This window comes from Saccharibacillus sacchari DSM 19268, assembly GCF_000585395.1.
GTDB lineage: Bacteria > Bacillota > Bacilli > Paenibacillales > Paenibacillaceae > Saccharibacillus > Saccharibacillus sacchari.
Map to the genome: position 1 here is coordinate 2,371,444 of NZ_KK073875.1, position 19,306 is coordinate 2,390,749.

General features: G+C 51.6%; 17 protein-coding genes, 1 other RNA gene, 1 pseudogene and 1 riboswitch. Of the genes and pseudogenes, 4 read left to right on the plus strand and 15 right to left on the minus strand.

Annotated features, from left to right (window positions below; all coding sequences use genetic code 11):
- A pseudogene (locus SACSAC_RS28705) lies at positions 1-112 on the plus strand (glycoside hydrolase family 130 protein); the annotation flags it as partial.
- A gap of 565 nt (positions 113-677) precedes the next feature.
- On the opposite strand, the gene recR reads toward SACSAC_RS28705, so the two are convergent.
- The 13 genes from recR to SACSAC_RS10205 all read right to left on the minus strand — a co-directional run bounded on the left by recR (position 678) and on the right by SACSAC_RS10205 (position 15,686).
- Positions 678-1,274: a recombination mediator RecR gene (gene recR, locus SACSAC_RS10150; RefSeq protein ID WP_037285864.1), complete on the minus strand. Its 597-nt coding sequence runs from the start codon at positions 1,272-1,274 to the stop codon at positions 678-680.
- 26 nt (positions 1,275-1,300) lie between these two features.
- Positions 1,301-1,615 (minus strand): YbaB/EbfC family nucleoid-associated protein, encoded by a 315-nt coding sequence (locus tag SACSAC_RS10155; protein WP_037285869.1) that lies wholly within the window; start codon positions 1,613-1,615, stop codon positions 1,301-1,303.
- A gap of 68 nt (positions 1,616-1,683) precedes the next feature.
- Complete coding sequence (dnaX, locus tag SACSAC_RS10160; protein WP_037285872.1) at positions 1,684-3,420, minus strand: DNA polymerase III subunit gamma/tau; 1,737 nt, start codon at positions 3,418-3,420, stop codon at positions 1,684-1,686.
- A gap of 156 nt (positions 3,421-3,576) precedes the next feature.
- Positions 3,577-3,844, minus strand: an RNA gene (ffs, locus tag SACSAC_RS27650) — signal recognition particle sRNA large type.
- Between the two features lie 461 nt (positions 3,845-4,305).
- Positions 4,306-5,583 (minus strand): radical SAM family protein, encoded by a 1,278-nt coding sequence (locus SACSAC_RS10165; protein ID WP_037285875.1) that lies wholly within the window; start codon positions 5,581-5,583, stop codon positions 4,306-4,308.
- A gap of 33 nt (positions 5,584-5,616) precedes the next feature.
- Positions 5,617-6,978, minus strand: coding sequence for a transcription termination factor Rho (rho, locus tag SACSAC_RS10170; protein WP_037285878.1), 1,362 nt, complete (start codon positions 6,976-6,978; stop codon positions 5,617-5,619).
- Between the two features lie 430 nt (positions 6,979-7,408).
- The gene (locus SACSAC_RS10175; RefSeq protein ID WP_037285881.1) at positions 7,409-8,662 is read right to left on the minus strand and encodes a UDP-N-acetylglucosamine 1-carboxyvinyltransferase; all 1,254 of its coding nucleotides are present in this window, start codon (positions 8,660-8,662) and stop codon (positions 7,409-7,411) included.
- 194 nt (positions 8,663-8,856) lie between these two features.
- Positions 8,857-9,711, minus strand: a complete 855-nt coding sequence (gene fba / locus SACSAC_RS10180; protein ID WP_037285883.1) for a class II fructose-1,6-bisphosphate aldolase — start codon at positions 9,709-9,711, stop codon at positions 8,857-8,859.
- Positions 9,712-10,227: 516 nt separating this feature from the next.
- Entirely contained in the window at positions 10,228-10,596 is a 369-nt protein-coding gene (locus SACSAC_RS10185; RefSeq protein WP_037285886.1) for a response regulator, read from the minus strand.
- A gap of 251 nt (positions 10,597-10,847) precedes the next feature.
- Positions 10,848-12,452 carry a CTP synthase gene (locus SACSAC_RS10190; RefSeq protein WP_037285890.1) on the minus strand — a complete coding sequence of 535 codons (1,605 nt, stop codon included), beginning with the start codon at positions 12,450-12,452 and terminating at the stop codon, positions 10,848-10,850.
- 399 nt (positions 12,453-12,851) lie between these two features.
- Entirely contained in the window at positions 12,852-13,451 is a 600-nt protein-coding gene (rpoE, locus tag SACSAC_RS10195) for a DNA-directed RNA polymerase subunit delta (RefSeq protein ID WP_051507026.1), read from the minus strand.
- 134 nt (positions 13,452-13,585) lie between these two features.
- Complete coding sequence (gene argS / locus SACSAC_RS10200; protein WP_037285895.1) at positions 13,586-15,265, minus strand: arginine--tRNA ligase; 1,680 nt, start codon at positions 15,263-15,265, stop codon at positions 13,586-13,588.
- Positions 15,255-15,686 (minus strand): YwiB family protein, encoded by a 432-nt coding sequence (locus SACSAC_RS10205; protein WP_037285898.1) that lies wholly within the window; start codon positions 15,684-15,686, stop codon positions 15,255-15,257. Before SACSAC_RS10205 ends, argS begins: the two co-directional genes overlap by 11 nt.
- Before the next feature lie 222 nt (positions 15,687-15,908).
- Here SACSAC_RS10205 and SACSAC_RS10210 point away from each other — a divergent pair, with 222 nt between their 5' ends.
- Positions 15,909-16,604, plus strand: coding sequence for a DNA-3-methyladenine glycosylase (locus tag SACSAC_RS10210; protein ID WP_051507027.1), 696 nt, complete (start codon positions 15,909-15,911; stop codon positions 16,602-16,604).
- Between the two features lie 98 nt (positions 16,605-16,702).
- On the opposite strand, the gene SACSAC_RS10215 is transcribed toward SACSAC_RS10210, so the two are convergent.
- Complete coding sequence (locus SACSAC_RS10215; RefSeq protein ID WP_037285901.1) at positions 16,703-17,215, minus strand: YwhD family protein; 513 nt, start codon at positions 17,213-17,215, stop codon at positions 16,703-16,705.
- A 448-nt stretch (positions 17,216-17,663) separates the two neighbouring features.
- Positions 17,664-17,802, plus strand: a riboswitch (cyclic di-AMP (ydaO/yuaA leader).
- Positions 17,803-17,809: 7 nt separating this feature from the next.
- Here SACSAC_RS10215 and SACSAC_RS10220 point away from each other — a divergent pair.
- Together SACSAC_RS10220 and SACSAC_RS10225 are read left to right on the plus strand one after the other, a co-directional pair.
- A complete protein-coding gene (locus SACSAC_RS10220) occupies positions 17,810-18,247 on the plus strand; it encodes a C40 family peptidase (protein WP_037292606.1) in 438 nt (145 codons plus the stop codon).
- Between the two features lie 220 nt (positions 18,248-18,467).
- A complete protein-coding gene (locus tag SACSAC_RS10225) occupies positions 18,468-18,953 on the plus strand; it encodes a GNAT family N-acetyltransferase (protein ID WP_037285904.1) in 486 nt (161 codons plus the stop codon).
- 21 nt (positions 18,954-18,974) lie between these two features.
- Here the strand turns inward: SACSAC_RS10225 and SACSAC_RS10230 are convergent, their stop codons facing one another.
- Positions 18,975-19,268 (minus strand): hypothetical protein, encoded by a 294-nt coding sequence (locus tag SACSAC_RS10230; protein WP_037285907.1) that lies wholly within the window; start codon positions 19,266-19,268, stop codon positions 18,975-18,977.
- Positions 19,269-19,306 lie beyond the last annotated feature (38 nt).

The following is a 19,306-nucleotide window of genomic DNA, read 5'->3' on the forward strand; positions in this document are numbered from 1 at the left end:
GCCGGAAGAATATGTGGGCGAAGCTTACGGAACGGAAAAAGCCGCTATGTGGATTACCTATTCCGACGACCTCATCCACTGGGACGAACCGAAGCTGCTTGCCAAAGCCGAAAAAATGCCGCCAGCGTTCGTCCTGAGCCAGGATCAAACTCTCCATTAAGGTGGCGACCGAAGTCGCCGTTTAAAAGAAAGCACGATGTGCTCGTTTAAAACGTTGGCGATTCTTGATTGCTCAAGAATCTATATTCTCACGACGATCTTCATCATCGCGACTCACTTACTGTTCAGTTTTCAAGGAGCAAACCGTGTTCATTTGTTTCTTTTGTTCGGCGCCGTTTGTCTCAGCGGCGACTTTTATATCCTATCACAGTTTCAAGCAGTTCGTCAAGCACTTTTTTTAAATTCTTTTTCAGCGCTGATGTTATTGGTTGAAGTTGCGAGGCCTTCGTTTGGAAGAGCCGTTTATTAATGTAGCATGCGAGCATATAGCGAGTCAACACTTTCTTTGCAAATAATCTGATATTTATGCATTTTACTGTGAAAACACGCTTTATTCTTAGCTACAATACATGGATTATACATTGAAAGCGCTCTTCTGTCAGCTATATTCAGCGAATCTACGCAAAAAAGCACCCGCAGCGTTATGGCTTGCGAGTGCTTTTCCTATATCCTGCTGATTAAAGTTCTCGACGTCCTTCCAAAGCTTTGGAGAGCGTTACCTCATCCGCATATTCCAGATCGCCGCCCACAGGAAGACCGTGCGCAATTCTCGTTACCTTAATCTCGAACGGACGAACCAGACGCGAAATGTACATCGCCGTCGCCTCGCCTTCGATATTCGGATTCGTTGCCAGAATCAGCTCTTGCACCCGCTCGTCACTAAGCCGGGTCAACAACTCCTTCAAACGGATGTCGTCGGGACCGATTCCTTCCATAGGAGAGATCGCGCCGTGCAGCACATGATAATAACCGTCGAACTCTTTGGTTCTTTCCATCGCAACAAGGTCTCTAGGGTCCTGAACAACGCAGATAACGGAAGCATCGCGTGTCTTGTCTTGGCAGATTCTGCACGGATCGGTATCGGTAATATTCCCGCATACGGAACAGTAATGAAGATTGCGTTTAACACTGACTAATGCCTTGGCAAAGTCGATCACGTCGTCTTCCTTCATACTTAATACATGAAAGGCCAGCCTCGCAGCCGTCTTCGGCCCGATTCCCGGCAGTCTGGAGAACGCTTCTATTAACTTGGCAATCGGCTCCGGATAATACAAGGCCACACTTCCCTTTTACAAATAGTTTAGAACAGACCCGGGATCTTCATACCGTTAGTGAATTTGCCCATATCTTTGTTTGCCAGTTCTTCGGCTTTGGTCAATGCATCGTTAACAGCGGTCAGAATCAAGTCTTGCAGCATTTCAACATCGTCCGGATCTACCGCTTCAGGTTTGATGTTGATCGCGATGACTTTTTTATGACCGTTGACTTCTACATTCACGACGCCGCCGCCCGAAGTGCCTTCGACTTTTTTCGTGCCGAGCTCTTCTTGAGCTTTCATCATTTGCTCTTGCATCTTTTTAACCTGTTTCATCATTTGGTTCATGTTGTTATTCATCGCAATCTCTCCTTAATAGTGGACCTCGACTTGACTGCACATATCGAATGCGGCGAGCCGGGCGGGATTTATTCTTTGATGACAACCAGATTTTCCCCGAATAGATTCAATGCTTCGTCTACCCAAGGTTCTTTGCTGCCGGACTCCTCTTCCTGTTCGAGCTCCAGCACTTCAGACTTTGAAGAACCGGCAGACTCGGTCGATTCGTTCCAATCCTTTTGCATAATCGTGAGCAGTTGCCATTGGCCGCCCAGGAAATCGGACAGAACCTGCTCGACGACTTGACGATTGGCCTGTTTTTCGATCGTTTCGCGGTGGATGTCATTTTTAAAAGCAACCAGCACGGAATCATCCAATGCGGACACCGGCTCGCCGTTGGTGAACCAAGCGTGAACGGTGACCTTCTCTTCTTTTACCCGTTGCAAGACTTGATTCCACTTGCCGCGAATGTCCTTGAACGAGTCGTCGTCTTTACGCGCCAGATATTGATCCATATGCGGCGGCAGCTTGGCCATGCGAGAGACGCGCGGCGCACTCTGGCGGGTCGCTGGACGATTGCCGCCCGATTCCGCTCCGCCGGAAGCAGATACGCCATTGCGCATCGCCTGCTCCAGCTTTTTCTCCAGATCGGCAATTCGGCCTTCGAGACGCTTCACGGCCTGAGAATCTGCGGGAGGCGAACTTGCGACAGCACCATCTTGCACCGAAGCTTCGGCACGATCACCGAGACTCACCAGGTTCAGCAGCGCCACTTCGAACAGCATTTGCGGATTGGCCGCATACTTCATCTCATTCTGGTACCGGCTCAACGTATCAATAATACGGAATAACTGCTCTTTGGTAAAACGCTCCGCTACTTCATGAAAAGATGCGGCATCGAGTACGCGCTCCGTCATATGCTCGGCGTTCGGTACCATTTTGATCATCAGCAGGTCGCGGAAGTAGAATAGAAGGTTCTCCATGCATTTGTCCGCGCTTTTGCCTTCCTGCATCCAACTCTCGACCGTTTGCAGTACGCCTCCGGCGTCTTTCGCAGAAAGGGAATCAGCCAAAGCGGAAAATTGCTCGGAAGCGATCCCGCCGGTCATGCCCAGCACTTGCTCGTAGGTGACTTTGCCTTCGGTGAATGCGGAAATCTGATCGAGTACGCTCAGCGCATCCCGCATTCCGCCGTCGGATAACCGCGCAATGTACTGCAGCGCGCTTTCCTCGGCGTCGATCTGTTCTTCGCGGCAAATCTCGCTCAAACGACCCGTTTGCTCTTCAAGCGACACGCGCCGGAAGTCAAAACGCTGACAGCGCGAAATGATCGTCGCCGGCAGCTTATGCGGTTCCGTCGTGGCCAAAATAAACATCGCATGCTCCGGAGGTTCTTCCAGCGTCTTCAACAGAGCGTTAAACGCTTCCGTCGTGAGCATATGAACTTCGTCGATAATATAAACTTTACGCCGAACTTCGGTCGGAGCATATTTGATCTTGTCGCGCAGGTCCCGAATCTCTTCCACGCCCCGGTTGGAGGCGGCATCGATCTCGAGTACGTCCATCACCGCTCCGGCCGCGATCCGTTTGCACGTCTCGCATTCGTTGCACGGTTCCGGAGCAGGTCCTTTCTCGCAGTTGACGGCTTTGGCCAAAATCTTCGCGGCACTCGTCTTGCCCGTTCCCCGCGGTCCGCTGAACAAGTAGGCATGGGATACCCGCTGTTCACGGATGGCATTCTGCAGCGTGCGGATAATATGCTGTTGCCCCACCATGTCCCCGAAGGACTGAGGCCGCCAAGCCCGGTAAAGCGCAATATGTTCCATTAGCGGCTCCTTCTTTTTTGGACTATCGTCTTCCCTTAATTATACTATATTTCCGGCCCGATAAAAACGACGCTCAGGTCTTTTCCTCCGATAAAAAAAGAAAAACACCTCTGCCTGCGGCAAAGATGTCGGTCGTATGAAAATTTAAAAGTTAAACCGTGCACCTACCTTCGATACGATGCCATCCAAGCGGCACCTCTACACAACAACTCGGGCTAGGCCACCCTCCGGCACAAAAGCTTGTCTGCTTATGGCTGCTTCCTTCCGGACCTGACCAGGTTCACAGGTGCTCATTGCGGAGGACCCAACCGTCAACATTATGTGTAAAGACCAAACCTTACAGGGCAAGACCTCGAGTAGGAATTCAACCTCGCTATAGCGGATTGCGAGTTACAGGGCACCGCTACCTCCCCATCTAGCACGGCATTCCATATTATACGGGATAAAAAGAGAAAACGCAAACAGGCCGGCATGGTCGCTGCCGGCCGCGGCGCGGGTCCGGTTTCGATCGGCGCTTCCCTTGGTTTCCGTCCCGGAGATTCATTGATCTCCGGGTAAAAGGAAATCCAAAAGTCGCTTCGATTCGAAACCGGACCCGCGCCGCCGTTTCCGACCCCCTCTTTTTATTGAGGGGGCGGAAACTTAGATGAAGAAGCCGGGCGGTTATTTCCCGCGCGGCTTCTTCGTCTTGCTTTGAACGCGCAGCTTCATAAGAAATTCTCGAATAGGATTTAATTCGCCAACCTACCCGCGAGCATAAGTTCGTTCTGGAGCGACTTCGGCTTTGCTTCACCCAACCTTGAGACGAATTTGTCTCAAGGCTGTGAAGCGAAACGAGCGGAGCGGAAGAATGAACTTATTCGAGCCCGCAGAATCAAGTGAGCCTTATGCTAGCCCACCGACACGCGGTTTAACACGCCGTTGACTTTCAGGAGGTACATGCGTGTACGAGCCGATCACGACGTTCGGCAGCTCTTCGCGGAAAATCTCCAGCATTTGCTTCATGCCGAGCAATTCGCTGCGGGCAGGAGGAATCAGCTCCATGTAGCTTTCCGGGTCGATGTTCAGGTTGCGCATCTGGATCAGCTTCAGATCCGTACGGCGCGCGAATTCGATCATGGCTTCGATCTCTTCTTCGCGGTCGGTGACCCCCGGGAAGATCAAATAATTGATCGACGTATAGACGCCCTGCTGCGCGGCATAGATCATCGACTTCTCGACGTTTTTGAGATTATAGGCACGCGGCTTGTAATATGCGTTGTAGTGATCGTCGAGTGCGCTGATCGTACTGACGCGCATCAAATCGAGACCGGCATCGACAATGCCGCGAATATGGTCGGTCAGACCCGCGTTCGTATTGATGTTGATATAACCCATATCGGTACGCGAACGGACTTCGCGCATCGCTTCGATGATGATCTTGGCTTGGGTGGAAGGTTCGCCTTCGCAGCCTTGGCCGAAGCTGATGATCGATTCCGGCGTCGTCAGGTGCTCCATCATGATCTGCACGATTTCGTCCGTCCGCGGACGGAAGTTCATGCGGGTCTGGGGCGCGACGAAGCCGCTGTCGTCAGGCTGTTCGGAAATGCAGCCGAAACAACCCGCGTTGCAGGAATACGACACCGGAACGCCGCCTTCCCAACGTCCGAGGAACGTATTGGAGGACGTCAGGCATTCGTAGCCGAGCGCGCAATTCGACAAATGCTCGTACAGACGGTTTTCCGGATATCTCTCAACGAAGTCGTGGACTTTTTTGTTGAGTTCTTTTTTGTCGCAGTTGTCCGGGTTCCATTTCTCCGGATCGTCGCATTGTTCAGCCGTTACGTAGAAACCTCCGTCTTTCCAGACGACGGCGGAATAACCGAACAACGGCAATTTATATTCTTTATCCGTCTTCACGTAGCCCGGCAACGCCAGACGCGTGAAGCCCTGAGGAAGCAAAGCACCGACGGCTTGCATACCGTCCAGCGCAACCATTTCTCCGGTATCGGGGTCAAGAGCAACCGGCTTGGTGCTCGGAAGGCTGACCAAAGTTGCACCTTCAGGGAGCGGAATCAGTTCATCGTCCATAATTTCCATAATCATATCAGCACTGCGTGCCAGCGACAGCAGCTCGGGGTGATCGTATACGTTGCCGTTCTCATCGGCGTAAACCAAATGCATGGGTGAGGTCTCCTTTTAGCGGGCTTGCGATATTTATTTGGTTGTTACAGGGGCGGAAGCGGTCCGCGCCGGGCGCCGTGTCACGCCGGAAGACGAATTCCCGTTGCTTTTCGAAGAGGATGCGGAAGAGGGCTTGGTACTCCCTTTTTCTTCGGTTGCATCCAACGCCGCGATAAATTCCGCATTGTTTTTGGCGTTTTTCATCTTTTTAAGGAAACCTTCGATAAAGTCGAACGAGTCGTTCATATTTTTACGTACATGCCAAACGGCATCCAGTTCTTCTTTAGACAGCAGCATTTCCTCGCGACGCGTACCGGAACGACGAATATCGATGGCCGGGAAAATCCGACGCTCCGCCAATTTCCGATCCAAATGCAGTTCCATATTGCCAGTTCCTTTAAATTCTTCATAGATAATATCGTCCATTCTGGACCCCGTGTCAATCAGAGCCGTAGCCAGAATCGTCAAGCTGCCGCCTTCTTCAACATTGCGCGCAGCACCGAAGAATCGTTTCGGACGATGGAAAGCAGCCGGGTCAATACCCCCGCTAAGCGTACGGCCGGATGGCGGAATAACCAGGTTGTAGGCACGAGCAAGCCGCGTAATGCTATCGAGCAAAATCACGACGTCTTTCTTATGTTCCACCATGCGCAGGGCACGTTCCAATACCAACTCCGCTACCTTGATATGATTCTCCGGCAGTTCATCGAAAGTCGATGCCACAACTTCGCCTTTGACGGAGCGCTGCATATCGGTTACTTCTTCAGGGCGTTCGTCGATAAGCAGGACAAACAACTCGATATCGGGGTTGTTGTCGGAAATGCTGTTCGCGATCTCTTTGAGCAGCTGCGTTTTACCCGCTTTTGGCGGCGCCACGATCAAACCGCGCTGACCGAGACCTACAGGGGCAATCAGATCGACGATTCGGGCGGACAAGCGATTTTGCGTCGTTTCGAGCGGCAGTTTTTTCTCGGGATAGAGTGCGGTAAGCGCAGGAAAATGCAGACGTTCCGCAGCCGTAGCCGGATCGAGCCCATTGACGGCATTGACTTGAAGCAAGCCGAAATAACGCTCGTTTTCCTTGGGGGCACGGCATTTTCCGGACACGAGATCACCGCTGCGAAGATCAAATTTGCGAATCTGCGAAGCCGAGATATAGATATCTTCCGTGCTTGGCAGGTAGTTGATCGGACGCAAGAATCCGTATCCTTCGGGCAGCACTTCCAGTACGCCCTGCATAAACATCAAGCCGCTTTTTTCGGCTTGCGCACGTAAAATGGCGAAAACCAATTCTTTTTTCTTCATCTGGCTGTAGTACGTAATCTGATGCTGCTTGGCCAGTTTGTAAAGATCAGTCAGTTTCATAACTTCCAAATCGGAAAGTTGCAAATCCATGTAAGATAACCACCTATTCAATTTTATATTGGAAAGCTCCGCGCCACTCTCTCGGGAGTTCTAGCCGGAAGCCGAACGTTCAGAAATCAATGTGCAAAGGAAGATCTTGTCCTGAAATAAACGTGACAGTTTATTAGTCAAATAATCGATCTATATTTAAACGAAGAAATACATTCTCTCGTTACTTTCATCTGGACAAATATATTCTCTTGGGCTGATTGGTGAGTTGCGCGAATTGCTTGAATAAACGTTGTCAATCGAATTTGGGTTCGGATTGGTTCCGAACGAATAGGAGTAAGGTGTCTGGAAATGAGGGAAACGAAGATTAGACTTCCATTTACGATAAGCATTACCCAATTAGGAAAAAGTTGATTCGAAAACGTCCGAAAAAGGTACGGACGCGGCCGTTTGGCCGCGCCTGTATCAAATATCAGGTTGTCTGGCGCCAAACGTCAGCACCCAGACTGCGAAGATTCGTTACCAGGTTGTCGTAACCCCGATCGATATACTCGACTCCTTCAATCTCGGTCACGCCGTTTTCAACAGTTAATCCGGCAATGACAAGAGCTGCTCCGGCGCGCAAATCGGCAGCCTGAACTTTGGCTGCATTTAATTTGCCGCCTTCAATAACCGCAGAGCGGCCTTCAACACGAATTTTCGCGCCCATGCGAACCAACTCCGGCACATGCTTAAAGCGATTGCTGTAAACAAAGTCGCTAAGCACGCTTGCGCCGTTCGCCTGCGTAAGCAGACTGGTCATCGGAGATTGCAGATCGGTCGGAAAACCCGGGTAAACCAAAGCTTTGACATCAACATGCTGATAATCCGGACCTCCGATAATACGGATGCTTTCGTCCATTTCTTCAACCGTGACGCCCATTTCTTGCAACTTGGCCGTGAGCGCCTCCAGATGCTTCGGAATCACGCTGTCAATCAATACGTTGCCCCGCGTGGCAGCAGCGGCAATCATATAAGTACCGGCCTGAATGCGGTCGGGAATAATCGAATGTCGGCAGCCATGCAGTTCCTGAACGCCTTCGATACGGATGGTCTCCGTACCCGCGCCTTTGATGCTGGCTCCCATGGAGTTGAGTAATGTCGCTACGTCTATGATTTCAGGCTCTTTCGCCGCGTTTTCGATAATTGTGGAGCCTTTGGCTTTGGCAGCCGCCAGCATGATGTTGATCGTCGCGCCTACGCTTGCGACGTCCAGATAGATTTTGGTGCCGCGAAGACCTTCCGAGTGCAGATGGATCGCCCCATGCTCATTAACCGCGGTTGCGCCGAGTGCCTCGAAGCCTTTGATATGCTGGTCAATCGGACGAGGCTCGAAGTTGCAGCCGCCCGGAAGCCCAATTAGCGCTTCGCCAAACTTGCCAAGCAGAGCACCCATCATATAGTAGGAAGCTCGCAGTTTTTTAACGGGTCCGTTAGGCATCGGAATCGATTTGACTTTCGATGGATCGATTCGCATCTGGCTGCCTTCCCAGGATACGCGTGCGCCGAGTCCTTCAAGGATCTCAGCATACACCGCTACGTCGCTGAGCAGCGGGAGATTGTCCAATATCACTTCGGAATCTGCAAGCAGCGCTGCTGGAATAAGCGCAATCGCACTGTTTTTTGCACCGCTGATCGTAACCGTCCCTTGGAGCGGACGACCGCCGGTGATCATTAATTTCTCCATAAGTTCAAAGGTCCCCCTACTTGATGTGCAGCCATTCGAAGAAGACTGAAAATTGTGATGACACGGAATTTAAAACAAAATGGAAAGACACCGCTTGAGACGGTGACCTTTCCATAATGAATGAGTGCTTCGGATTTTGCAATAAAAATCGACATTACGCGCAAAAAGTGCGTGATATCGTCCTAAGCGGATGCTTAGGCTTTGTTGCTGGAACCGAATTCTTTGATTTTGCCGATGACCGTAGCTTTGATTGCATCGCGGCCCGGTACGATGAACGTACGTGGGTCGTAAGCTTCAGGCTTGGCAGCCAGAACTTCGCGAACGACTTTAGCGAAAGCGATTTGGTTTTCCGTGTTTACGTTGATTTTCGACGTACCCAGGGAGATCGATTTTTGGATGTCATGAGTCGGGATCCCTGTTCCGCCGTGCAGAACCAGTGGAAGGTTAACCGCGTCGCGGATTTCTTCCATCTCTTTGAAGCCCAGGTTTGGTTCGCCATGGTAAGGACCGTGTACGGAACCCAGTGCAGGAGCCAGCGTGTCGATGCCGGTTTCCTTCACGATGCGTACGCATTCGTTCAGGTCCGCATACTGGATGCCGCCGATTACGTCGTCTTCTTGTCCGCCAACCGTGCCAACTTCAGCTTCTACCGAAGCGCCTTTAGCGTGTGCGTACTCAACGACTTTTTTCGTCATTTCGATGTTTTCTTCGATCGGGTGGTGCGAACCGTCGATCATAACGGAAGTGAAACCAGCGTCGAGAGCTGCTTTACACTTGTCGAAGCTCGAACCGTGGTCGAGGTGGATTGCAACAGGAACGGTGATGTTCATGTCGATCAGCAGACCTTCAACCATTTTCACGACTGTATTGAAACCGCCCATATGACGAGCCGCGCCTTCGGATACACCGAGGATTACCGGAGATTTTTCTTCTTCGGCTGCGCCCAGGATGGCTTGTGTCCATTCCAGGTTGTTGATGTTGAACTGACCTACCGCGTATTTTTCCTCGAGAGCTTTGTTCAACATGTCTTTCATCGAAACTAATGGCATGATGGTTCCTCCTAAATTAAATGTTGGATTTCTTTCTAGTGCCGACATCCATACTTGTTCATTATAGCACTCTCGGTTGAAATACTAAACAGGCAGGTTATAAAGTTAAAAGTATTTTGAGTGTCGGGGGGATGTGCGTTAGGGAAGCGGGGGCGCTGCGGGGGAAATTCGTTTAAGGCGCTGTCTCACCCGGAAAGTTGAATTGGATTTAACTAAGGAATCTTTCCGGGTTCAAAGGCGTCTTAAACTGAATTTCCCCCTCCGCTCGGTGCTTCGCTAGAGCACAAGATTAGGTATGGATAATAAAAAGAACGCCGAAATTAGCGTTCTTAGAGTGTCGAGAAAGTCCAACGTGGCTGGAAGCGAGAAGACGGAGAGAGAAATTCAGTGAAAGACGCCTTTGAACTTGGAAAACAACCACTTAAATTTCAATCCAGTTTTCCAAGTGAGACAGCGTCTTGAACGAATTTCTCTCGGAGTCTTCTCGCTTCCCCCCGCCACCGTGACTTTCCCGATTCACTCGCCGCGCAAATAGCGGCCCACGGCCAAGCGCATTTCGTCGATGTCGAAAGGCTTGGTGAAGTGCATCAGGGCGCCTTGGTCTTTGGCTTCTTTGATCATGTCGAGTTCGCCGTAGGCGGTCATCATGATGACCTTGATATCGGGATCTTGGGCTTTGATGTGGCGGAGAATCTCCAGGCCGTCCATGCCCGGGATTTTCATGTCCAGCAGGACAAGGTCGGGGCGGTCGGTTTGGAGCAAGGCCAGCGCTTCTTTACCGTTGGCGGCTTGATAGGTTTTGTAGCCTTCGCTCCCGAACACTTCGGTTAGCAGCATGCGGATTCCGTTTTGGTCGTCGACGATTAAAATTTTATGTTCGCTCATCTTGGCTAATCCTCCCCCGGTTTCTTTCTGCGATCGGCCCGATGTTCGGGCGTCGAGCGTGCTTTATGTGCGCAGGAGCTTACGCTCGCTGTCGTTTTTGGACTTCAGAGGTTTAATTCGACTTTTAATGGCGGTTTCCTGCTAATTCCAGCAGGAAGTCCGAATATTTCCCAATATCGGACGAACACGGGGAGAATAACACAAAAAGAAAGACCCGGCAGATGCCGAGCCTTTCTTGAAATATGAAGATTTTAGTCGATCGTGTACGTGATCGCCGCTTTGACGAATTCGCGGAACAGCGGTTGCGGACGGTTCGGTCTCGACGTGAATTCCGGGTGGAATTGCACGGCCAGGAACCATGGGTGATTCGGCAGTTCGACGATTTCGACCAGACGGCCGTCCGGCGAAGTACCGGAGATCACGAGGCCTGCCGCTTCGATCTGTTCGCGGTAAGCGTTGTTGAACTCGTACCGGTGACGGTGTCTTTCGTAAACCAGTTCGTCGTCGTAGCATTCCATTGCCAGCGAACCTTCAACGAGTTTGCAAGGATACAAGCCCAGACGCATGGTGCCGCCCAGATCTTCGATGTCTTTTTGTTCGGGCAGAAGGTCGATTACAGGGAATGTCGTAGTCGGATCGATCTCCGAGCTGTTCGCGCCTTCCATGTTAGCCAGTGCGCGCGCATATTCGATAACCGATACCTGCATGCCGAGGCAAATACCGAAGAACGGTACGTTATTCTCGCGCGCATAACGGATCGCCGTAATTTTGCCTTCGATGCCACGATCGCCGAAGCCGCCCGGCACGAGGATGCCGCCGAGTCCGCCGAGCTTTTCTTCAACGTTCTCGTCCGTGATTTCTTCCGCGTCCACCCAACGGATTTTTACGTCCGCGTTAGCGTCGAAGCCGGCGTGCGACAGCGATTCAACCACGCTCAAATAAGCATCGTGCAGCGCGACGTATTTACCGACGATCGCGATTTCAACCGTTTTTTCCAGCTTGCCGATCCGTTCAACCAGTGCTTCCCACTCGGTCATGTCCGGCTGCGGCGTATCCAGCTTCAGGTGCTTCACGACGATCTCGTCCAGACCTTCGGCGCGCAGGTTCAGCGGTACTTCGTACAGGGTCGACGCATCGCGGCATTCCACGACGGCATCTTTGTCCAGGTCGCAGAACAATCCGATCTTCGCTTTCGTGTCTTCGGACAGTTCATGCTCGGTGCGGCAAACGATCACGTTCGGCTGAATTCCGATACTGCGCAGTTCTTTTACGCTGTGTTGGGTCGGTTTTGTTTTGATTTCGCCGGCAGCCTTGATGTAAGGAATCAGCGTAACGTGAATATACATCACGTTATCGCGGCCTACGTCGCTGCGAAGCTGACGAATCGACTCCAGGAACGGCAAGCTCTCGATGTCGCCTACCGTACCACCGATTTCGGTGATGACGACGTCGGAACCGGACTCGCGTCCGGCACGCATGATGCGTTCCTTGATTTCGTTCGTGATATGGGGAATAACCTGTACGGTTCCGCCCAGGTATTCGCCGCGGCGCTCTTTGCTGATGACCGACGAATACACTTTACCCGTCGTTACGTTACTGTTCTTCGACAGGTTGATATCGATGAAACGCTCGTAGTGTCCAAGGTCAAGGTCCGTTTCCGCGCCGTCGTCCGTTACGAATACTTCACCGTGTTGATACGGGCTCATCGTCCCTGGGTCAACGTTAATGTAAGGATCGAATTTCTGGATGGTCACTTTCAGGCCTCTATTTTTCAAAAGTCTGCCGAGTGATGCCGCCGTGATGCCTTTGCCGAGCGACGATACGACGCCGCCCGTTACGAAGATATACTTAGTCACTGTAAAAAACCCCCTGTACGATGATTATGGTTGAATCTTTAAACGTTCCGACGCTCAATTTTACCGATCGGGATGGCATTACTGCCTCGTCAACGCTAAAGGTAGGTTGATATTTGCATGAATCACACCTAAAACGCGTGCGTTTCAGGCGAACATCAACCCCTGATTAAGAGTTGGCAAGGCATTACGTATGGAAATACCCCTATAAAAAACAAAAAAAGTGACACCCGTGTCCACGGGGCACTTTTTATCGTCTTTCCAATATAAATCCGTACTTAAATCAAAAGCCCAAGCAATAGTTTACCTTCTCGCCCGAGGGCTGTCAAGCAGGGAAAGCAGGCATTTTCAGCTTGTTTTCCCGCCTGATCAAAAGCCGAACGGGAAGAGAAAAAGAACGCCTTAGCGCTCGTTTTCTTCCTCGCCGTCGAACTCTTCTTCCTCTTCTTCTTCCTCGTCGAGATCTTCGTCATCCATCTCTTCGCCTTCGATCTCTTCTTCTTCGTCTTCGATCTCGTCGTCCACGATGACGTCTTCGTCCGAATCGTCTTCGTCGGCATCGAACAGATCGTCGTCTTCATCGTTCGCTTCGTCATCCGGCTCGGAATTGAAGGAAGTATCTTCGTCCAAATCGTCGTCGTCCTCGTCGTTGATAATGCGCGGACGCTTCGCGCTGACAACCGGATCTTCGGATTTCTCCAGCGGGTACCAACGTTTCAATCCCCACAGATTCGTGCCTACGCAAGCAAAACGGCCATCAATGTTGATCTCCGTGTACAATTGAGCAATCATGTTTTGCGCTTCTTCGTCAGTCATGCCGCGTTGGCGACCGACTTCCTTCATCAGATCCGGATAGTAGTAAGGTTCGTTGGCTTTTTTCAAAATCAAAAAGGCCAGATCGACCATAGGCATTTCGCGGATTTTTTCATCGTCAAGTGATAGTTCAATCGGTGCAGGTGTCAATTGGACACGTCCTCTCAAAACGTATTGCAATTCGGTCATACAGAAAAAGTCAACCTAAGTAAAACGCATCCGCGCGCAAATTGCAAGAAGCGGAGACGATTTTTCGGCAGAATTCCAATCTTTCGAAACGCTCCGAAGCGGCAAACCGCTCCAAAAGCTTTCGGATCTTGCTCTTACATCCGCTCCGGCGCGGAAACGCCGATCAGACGAAGCACGTTGGCAATAACGGTACGAACCGCGCCGAGCAGGGCAAGACGGGCTTGCGTGACCGCGGCATCTTCGGTGATGAAACGTTCCGCTTTGTAGTAACTGTGCAGCATCGCCGACACTTCGTATACATAACGAGTCAGACGGTGCGGCGCGTAGCCTTCGGCGGCGATCCGGATTTCTTCCGGCAGTTCGCCCAATTTGCGAAGCAAATCGTATTCATGGTTAGCGGTCAATTTGCTCAAGTCGACTTGGTCGAGCGGCAGCACGGTCACGTTTTGCTCGTCGGCCTGGCGGAAAATGCTGCAAATGCGCGCATGCGCGTATTGAACGTAGAACGCAGGGTTCTCGTTCGACGTCGAAACGGCAAGATCCATATCGAAGTCCAGGTGCGAATCCATGCTGCGCATCGTGAAGAAGTAACGCATCGGATCGACGCCTACTTCATCCATCAGGTCTTCCATCGTAACGGCTTTGCCGGTACGCTTGGACATTTTGACCTTCTCGCCGCCTTGGAACAGACTGACCATCTGCGCGATCAACACGATCAACTTCTCGGGATCGTTGCCCAACGCTTGCATGGCGGCCTTCATCCGCGGAATGTACCCGTGGTGGTCGGCGCCCCAGATGTTCATGACTTTGTCGAACCCGCGCGCGTACTTATCGCGGTGGTACGCGATGTCCGGCGTCAAGTACGTATACGTACCGTCGTTTTTGATCAGCACGCGGTCTTTGTCGTCGCCGTACTTGGTCGTTTTCAGCCAAGTCGCGCCGCCTTCTTCGAACACTTCGCCCCGCGAACGCAGCTCGTCGAGCGCGTCCAGCACTTGTCCGTTTTCATACAACGACGTTTCGCTGAAGAAGACGTCGAAATGCACGCGGAAACGATCCAGATCGCGGCGGATTTTCTGCATTTCTTTTTCCAGTCCGTACGTGCGCAGATACTCCATCAGCTCGCCCTGGCTCAAGGACAGCAGACGCTCTCCTTCGCGCTCGACCAATTCTTTCGCGAACCCTTTGATGTCTTCGCCGAAGTAACCGTCTTCCGGCATCTCGGCTTCTTGTCCCAATTCCTGCTTGTAACGCGCTTCGAGCGACAGGCACAGATTCGTCACCTGGTTGCCGGCATCGTTGATGTAGTATTCGCGCGTCACTTCGTAACCGGCGAAATCAAGCAGATTGCACAGCGCATCGCCGACAGCCGCGCCGCGGGCATGGCCCAGGTGCAAGCTTCCGGTCGGGTTGGCGCTGACGAATTCCATCTGCACGCGTTTGCCTTTTCCGTCTTCGATCCGTCCGTAGTTCTCGCCTTGCGCGTGAACGGTGCCGACGACCGGATACAGATAGCTTTTATTCAACGTGAAGTTAATGAAGCCGGGTCCCGCGATGTCTGCCTGCACGATGCCTGCGGCTTCGCGGTCCAGGTTTTCCAGGATGGCTTCCGCAATCATGCGCGGGTTTTTCTTCGCGATCCGCGTAAGCTGCATCGCCGCATTGGTGGACAGGTCGCCGTGCGTTTTGTCTTTCGGCACTTCCAGTCCGATCTCCGGAATATCGGTTTCGGCTACGAGGCCGGCTTTGGCGATCGCCTGGGCGACAGCCTTTTTCACAGTGTTCTCAAGCTGTTCAAGCGGGTTAATCGTCATGTGAGTTGACTTCCTCCTGTATGGTTAAGCTAACGGCAAAATGACCCGAGAGGACGTCGTGGACTTCCAGCTCGTACTCCCAGTGAATTTCTCCCGTGGGGCCCTGCATGCGCACGTTCAGTTCCCGGGTATGGGTAACCATGTCGAAACGCGTGTAAGGCGAACGGTAAAAACCGGGCAGACTGTCCCCTTTGCGGAAGGACTGCTCCGATTCCACCTCGCCGTGGCGGGTAACTTTCAATTCGTTTGGCATGACCTTGAGCAGCGTGCGTACGCCTTCACCGCCGCTTGCTCCAGGCTCTTCGTAACGGATGTATAGCGACTTGTCTTTCTGAAAAACCTGTCCGGCGAGCTTCTGCTCGACCTTCTCTTCGTCCTGCCTACTGGTGATCGTAATCAGGACGCGGCTCATGCCTTGCATAGCGCTTCCGCTCCAATCCTTCTTGATGAAGATTTCTTCTATAATACTATAGCATATTCCGGGATTCGGACCTAGGGCGTATTAGGAAGTAATCCGGCATATAAGCTGATGTTTTCAGGGAAGTTATACAGGAGCAAGCGCTTGGCGTGATCTGCGGCAGGATTGCCGGAAGCGGGTATGATAGCATAGGAAGAAATCACGTATCAAACAGGAGGTGTCACGATGCCGAGCGAATCGCATTCTCCATCAGAGTCATCACTCGCCCCGCACTCCGGTTTCCAACCGCTTCCGACATCTTTGTTTGCTTCCACAGCCCTGGATGCTTCTCCGAAGTTGTTGGGGCAAACGTTGGTGCGCCGCAGCGAGATCGGCGTAATCCGCAGCCGCATCATCGAAACGGAGAGCTACGGCGGAATCGAGGACAAAGGCAGCCATGCTTACGGAGGACGACGCACCAAACGTACGGAGATCATGTTCGGCGCGGGAGGAACGGCTTACGTCTACCTAATCTATGGCATGTATCATTGCCTGAACGTCGTAACGGGCGTGCCGGACGATCCGCAAGCGGTGCTGATCCGCGCCGTCGAGCCTTTGACCGAAGAAGACGAGCGCCGCATGCGCTTGCTTCGGTCCATCAAATCGAAAAAGCCGGCAGATTTGTCGGGCGGACCAGGCAAGCTCTGCCGGGCGCTCGATATCGACAAGTCTTTTAACGGCTGTCGCTTGACCGTACCGACATCTCCGCTATACCTGGAGGCAGGCGATGATATTGCCGGGCTGGATATCGTCTGCGGGCCGCGGATCAATATCGATTACGCCGAGGAGTACGCGGCCAAACCGTGGCGCTTTTTCCTCAAGGATCATCCTTACGTCTCCGTCAACGACAAAGCCAACCCGCCGCAGCCTTTTTATAGGTAAGCCAGTAAGCAAAGGTATTGCGAAAGGCACAAAAAGCGCGACTCCCGATCAGGAAGCAGCGCTTTTTTGTTTTAGCCTATTTTTCAATGATAGAACGGTTAACCGCCGAGTTCATTCTTCAATTCTTCCGGCGAACGTTCCCACCATTCCGCATTGTGAGTCGTCAGCAGCTTTTTCAACGCCGCCTTCGCCTCTTCATCCATCTCGCTCAGGATGATTTTGCGCTTGATCGCATAATCCAGCTTGTTCACGTGGTCAGCCAGAATCTTGAACCCGCGCTTGGTCTCGCTGTTGATCCACATCTCGCAAGCCGTCGCTCCCGCATAGCTGCCGCCTTCTTCCGTCTTGTCCACGGCAACCCAGACCAACCAAACGAGACGTCCGCCTTCCGCGTCCTGGCGTTCCGCCGTAAAGCGAATGCCGCGCTCTACCTTGCTCTTGGCATGCATGGCTCCCACGTCGATTCGGGCCTCGCCTTCATCGATGATAATCGGAGATACGTTATTCAGATTAATGGCTCCCGTACCGAAGCCTTTGTGTTTGCTGCTTTTTTGGCTGCTGCTGATAATGTTCAGACCGAGCTGTTTTTTACCTGTCTGTTTCTCTTCCATAACGGGAATTTACGCCCCTTTCGGCCAATGAGTGCAATCCAAATTCTTGCAAAAAGTTAACCTTTTTTCAGTAAACTCTTCATCTTTCTCTATTCTATCCGATAAAAAGACGAAAGCAAAACAAAAAACCTGGAGTTTATCCGGTTTTCTTGTCGAAAATCGCCTGCTCACTTGCTTGATCCGTAAGAATATATTCGTAAATTTATGTGAACGTCACCTTTTGTAACTTCTATAAAACCTTATAACGGCGCGGCTTTGAGAGCCTTGGTGGAAGGTCCGTGTTAAACACGCATCAAGAAAGCGCTAAATAAAGGTTTGCCAATGGCTAAGTCCTTTGCTACAATGTGACTTGTGAGTAGTAACAACTTTGTAAACTTTGATTGAAGCCATATATGCAAGACGCAAATCAACCAACGACGACACGACAAACGAAGCTTTTCGGTGCAAACCAAGATCTAAGCCGAATTCCGGCACCGGGAAGCGGGGGAACCAGTTATGGGTGAATTGACTTCGCAACGAAGGAGTCATAGGGGGACCTTCTCAACCGAATCCTTAAGCTAACCTCGCAGGCAAAACGGAAGGGGTACAATGTCTTTGAAGAAGAAGCTGACAGCCGCAGTAATGGGTCTCGCCATCGCGTTCAGCGTGGTGACTACAGGAAACGCTCATGCAGACTCCAAATTGGACAACGTAATCGACTCTGCACTCGGAACACCATACCGCACTGCGGGAACTACGCTTAACGGATTTGATTGCTCGGGCTTTACAAGCTATGTGTTCGACAAGCTTGGCATCGACTTGCCGCGTCAATCTTCCGCTCAATACGGAGCCGGAAGCAAAGTGGACAAGAGCGATCTTCGTGCAGGAGACTTAGTGTTCTTTAATACCAATGGCCGCGGTATCTCGCATGTGGGCATTTACGTAGGAAACAACAAATTCGCCCACTCATCGTCTTCGAACGGAGTTCGTTACGACAGCCTGGGCTCCAGTTATTATGCGGAACGTTATGTAGGCGCGGCTCGCGTAATGTAAGCAGCTGCTCTTATAACGAGTTTGCGGGAAGCTAATCTTTTCAATCTATCTCTACCTGATCATAAACTGTTTTTCATAGAGCCGCATTCGGATGACCTCTCATCTTGATGCGGTTTTTTCATGAAGTTTTTTCGGCTTATTATTGATTACCCGCCTGAAAATTGATCAAACGTATTTTTCCCATTTTAATGGTTTTATTTGAAAAGGAGTCGAAACCGCGATGCAAGCTGATTCATTCGAGGTACGGACGATGACAGAGGAAGAAGCCGAAACCGTCAGTAGTTGGCATTACGAAGCTCCGTACGACGTGTACGGCTGGATGCCGTGGGACGAAATGAAAAAGCTCGGGATCGAATTCGGCGATCCCGAGCTGCGCGAACAACAATACGTGACGGTCTATCGGAACAATCTGCTGCATGGGTTCGCTCAACTTTTTCCGCTCGGCGGAACGACCCGAATCGGGATCGGCATGCACCCTGACCTATGCGGACAAGGGATGGGAACGGAATTTGTCCAAGCGGTAGCGGAAGAAGCCTTGAAGCGCATCCCTGGCCAAGAGATTGACCTGGAAGTATTGACGTGGAATCAACGGGCGATCAAGGCTTACCGCAAAGCCGGATTCACGATAACGGACCTCTACGAACGCATGACGCCCGAAGGAATGAAGCCTTTTTACTGCATGGTTTACCGCACATCGGCAGAATAGAGACGCAGCCTATCGGCTTTCTCAGATCAGCGCCACGAAGGTCATTTCTTGATTCCCGATTAAAACATTGATTCGGTGCAGTGCACTATCATGAATCACGACTGCACTGCCGACATCAATGGACGGCTGCGTGCCCAACGCATAGAATAAATCCTCGGCCAAAGCCTCATGCACCTCCAGCCGATCTTCGGGGCCCAGACGCTCCCAATCCTCCGAATCCATTTCGAAAAACAGATAACTATCCGAAATCAATGAGACCGCTTTCGTTAAATCCTGCAAAATCTCCCCGTAATCTCGACCGTGTTTGACTCCCATTTGCGCTGCTCCTTTTTTGTCCATTATTTTAAACCTGC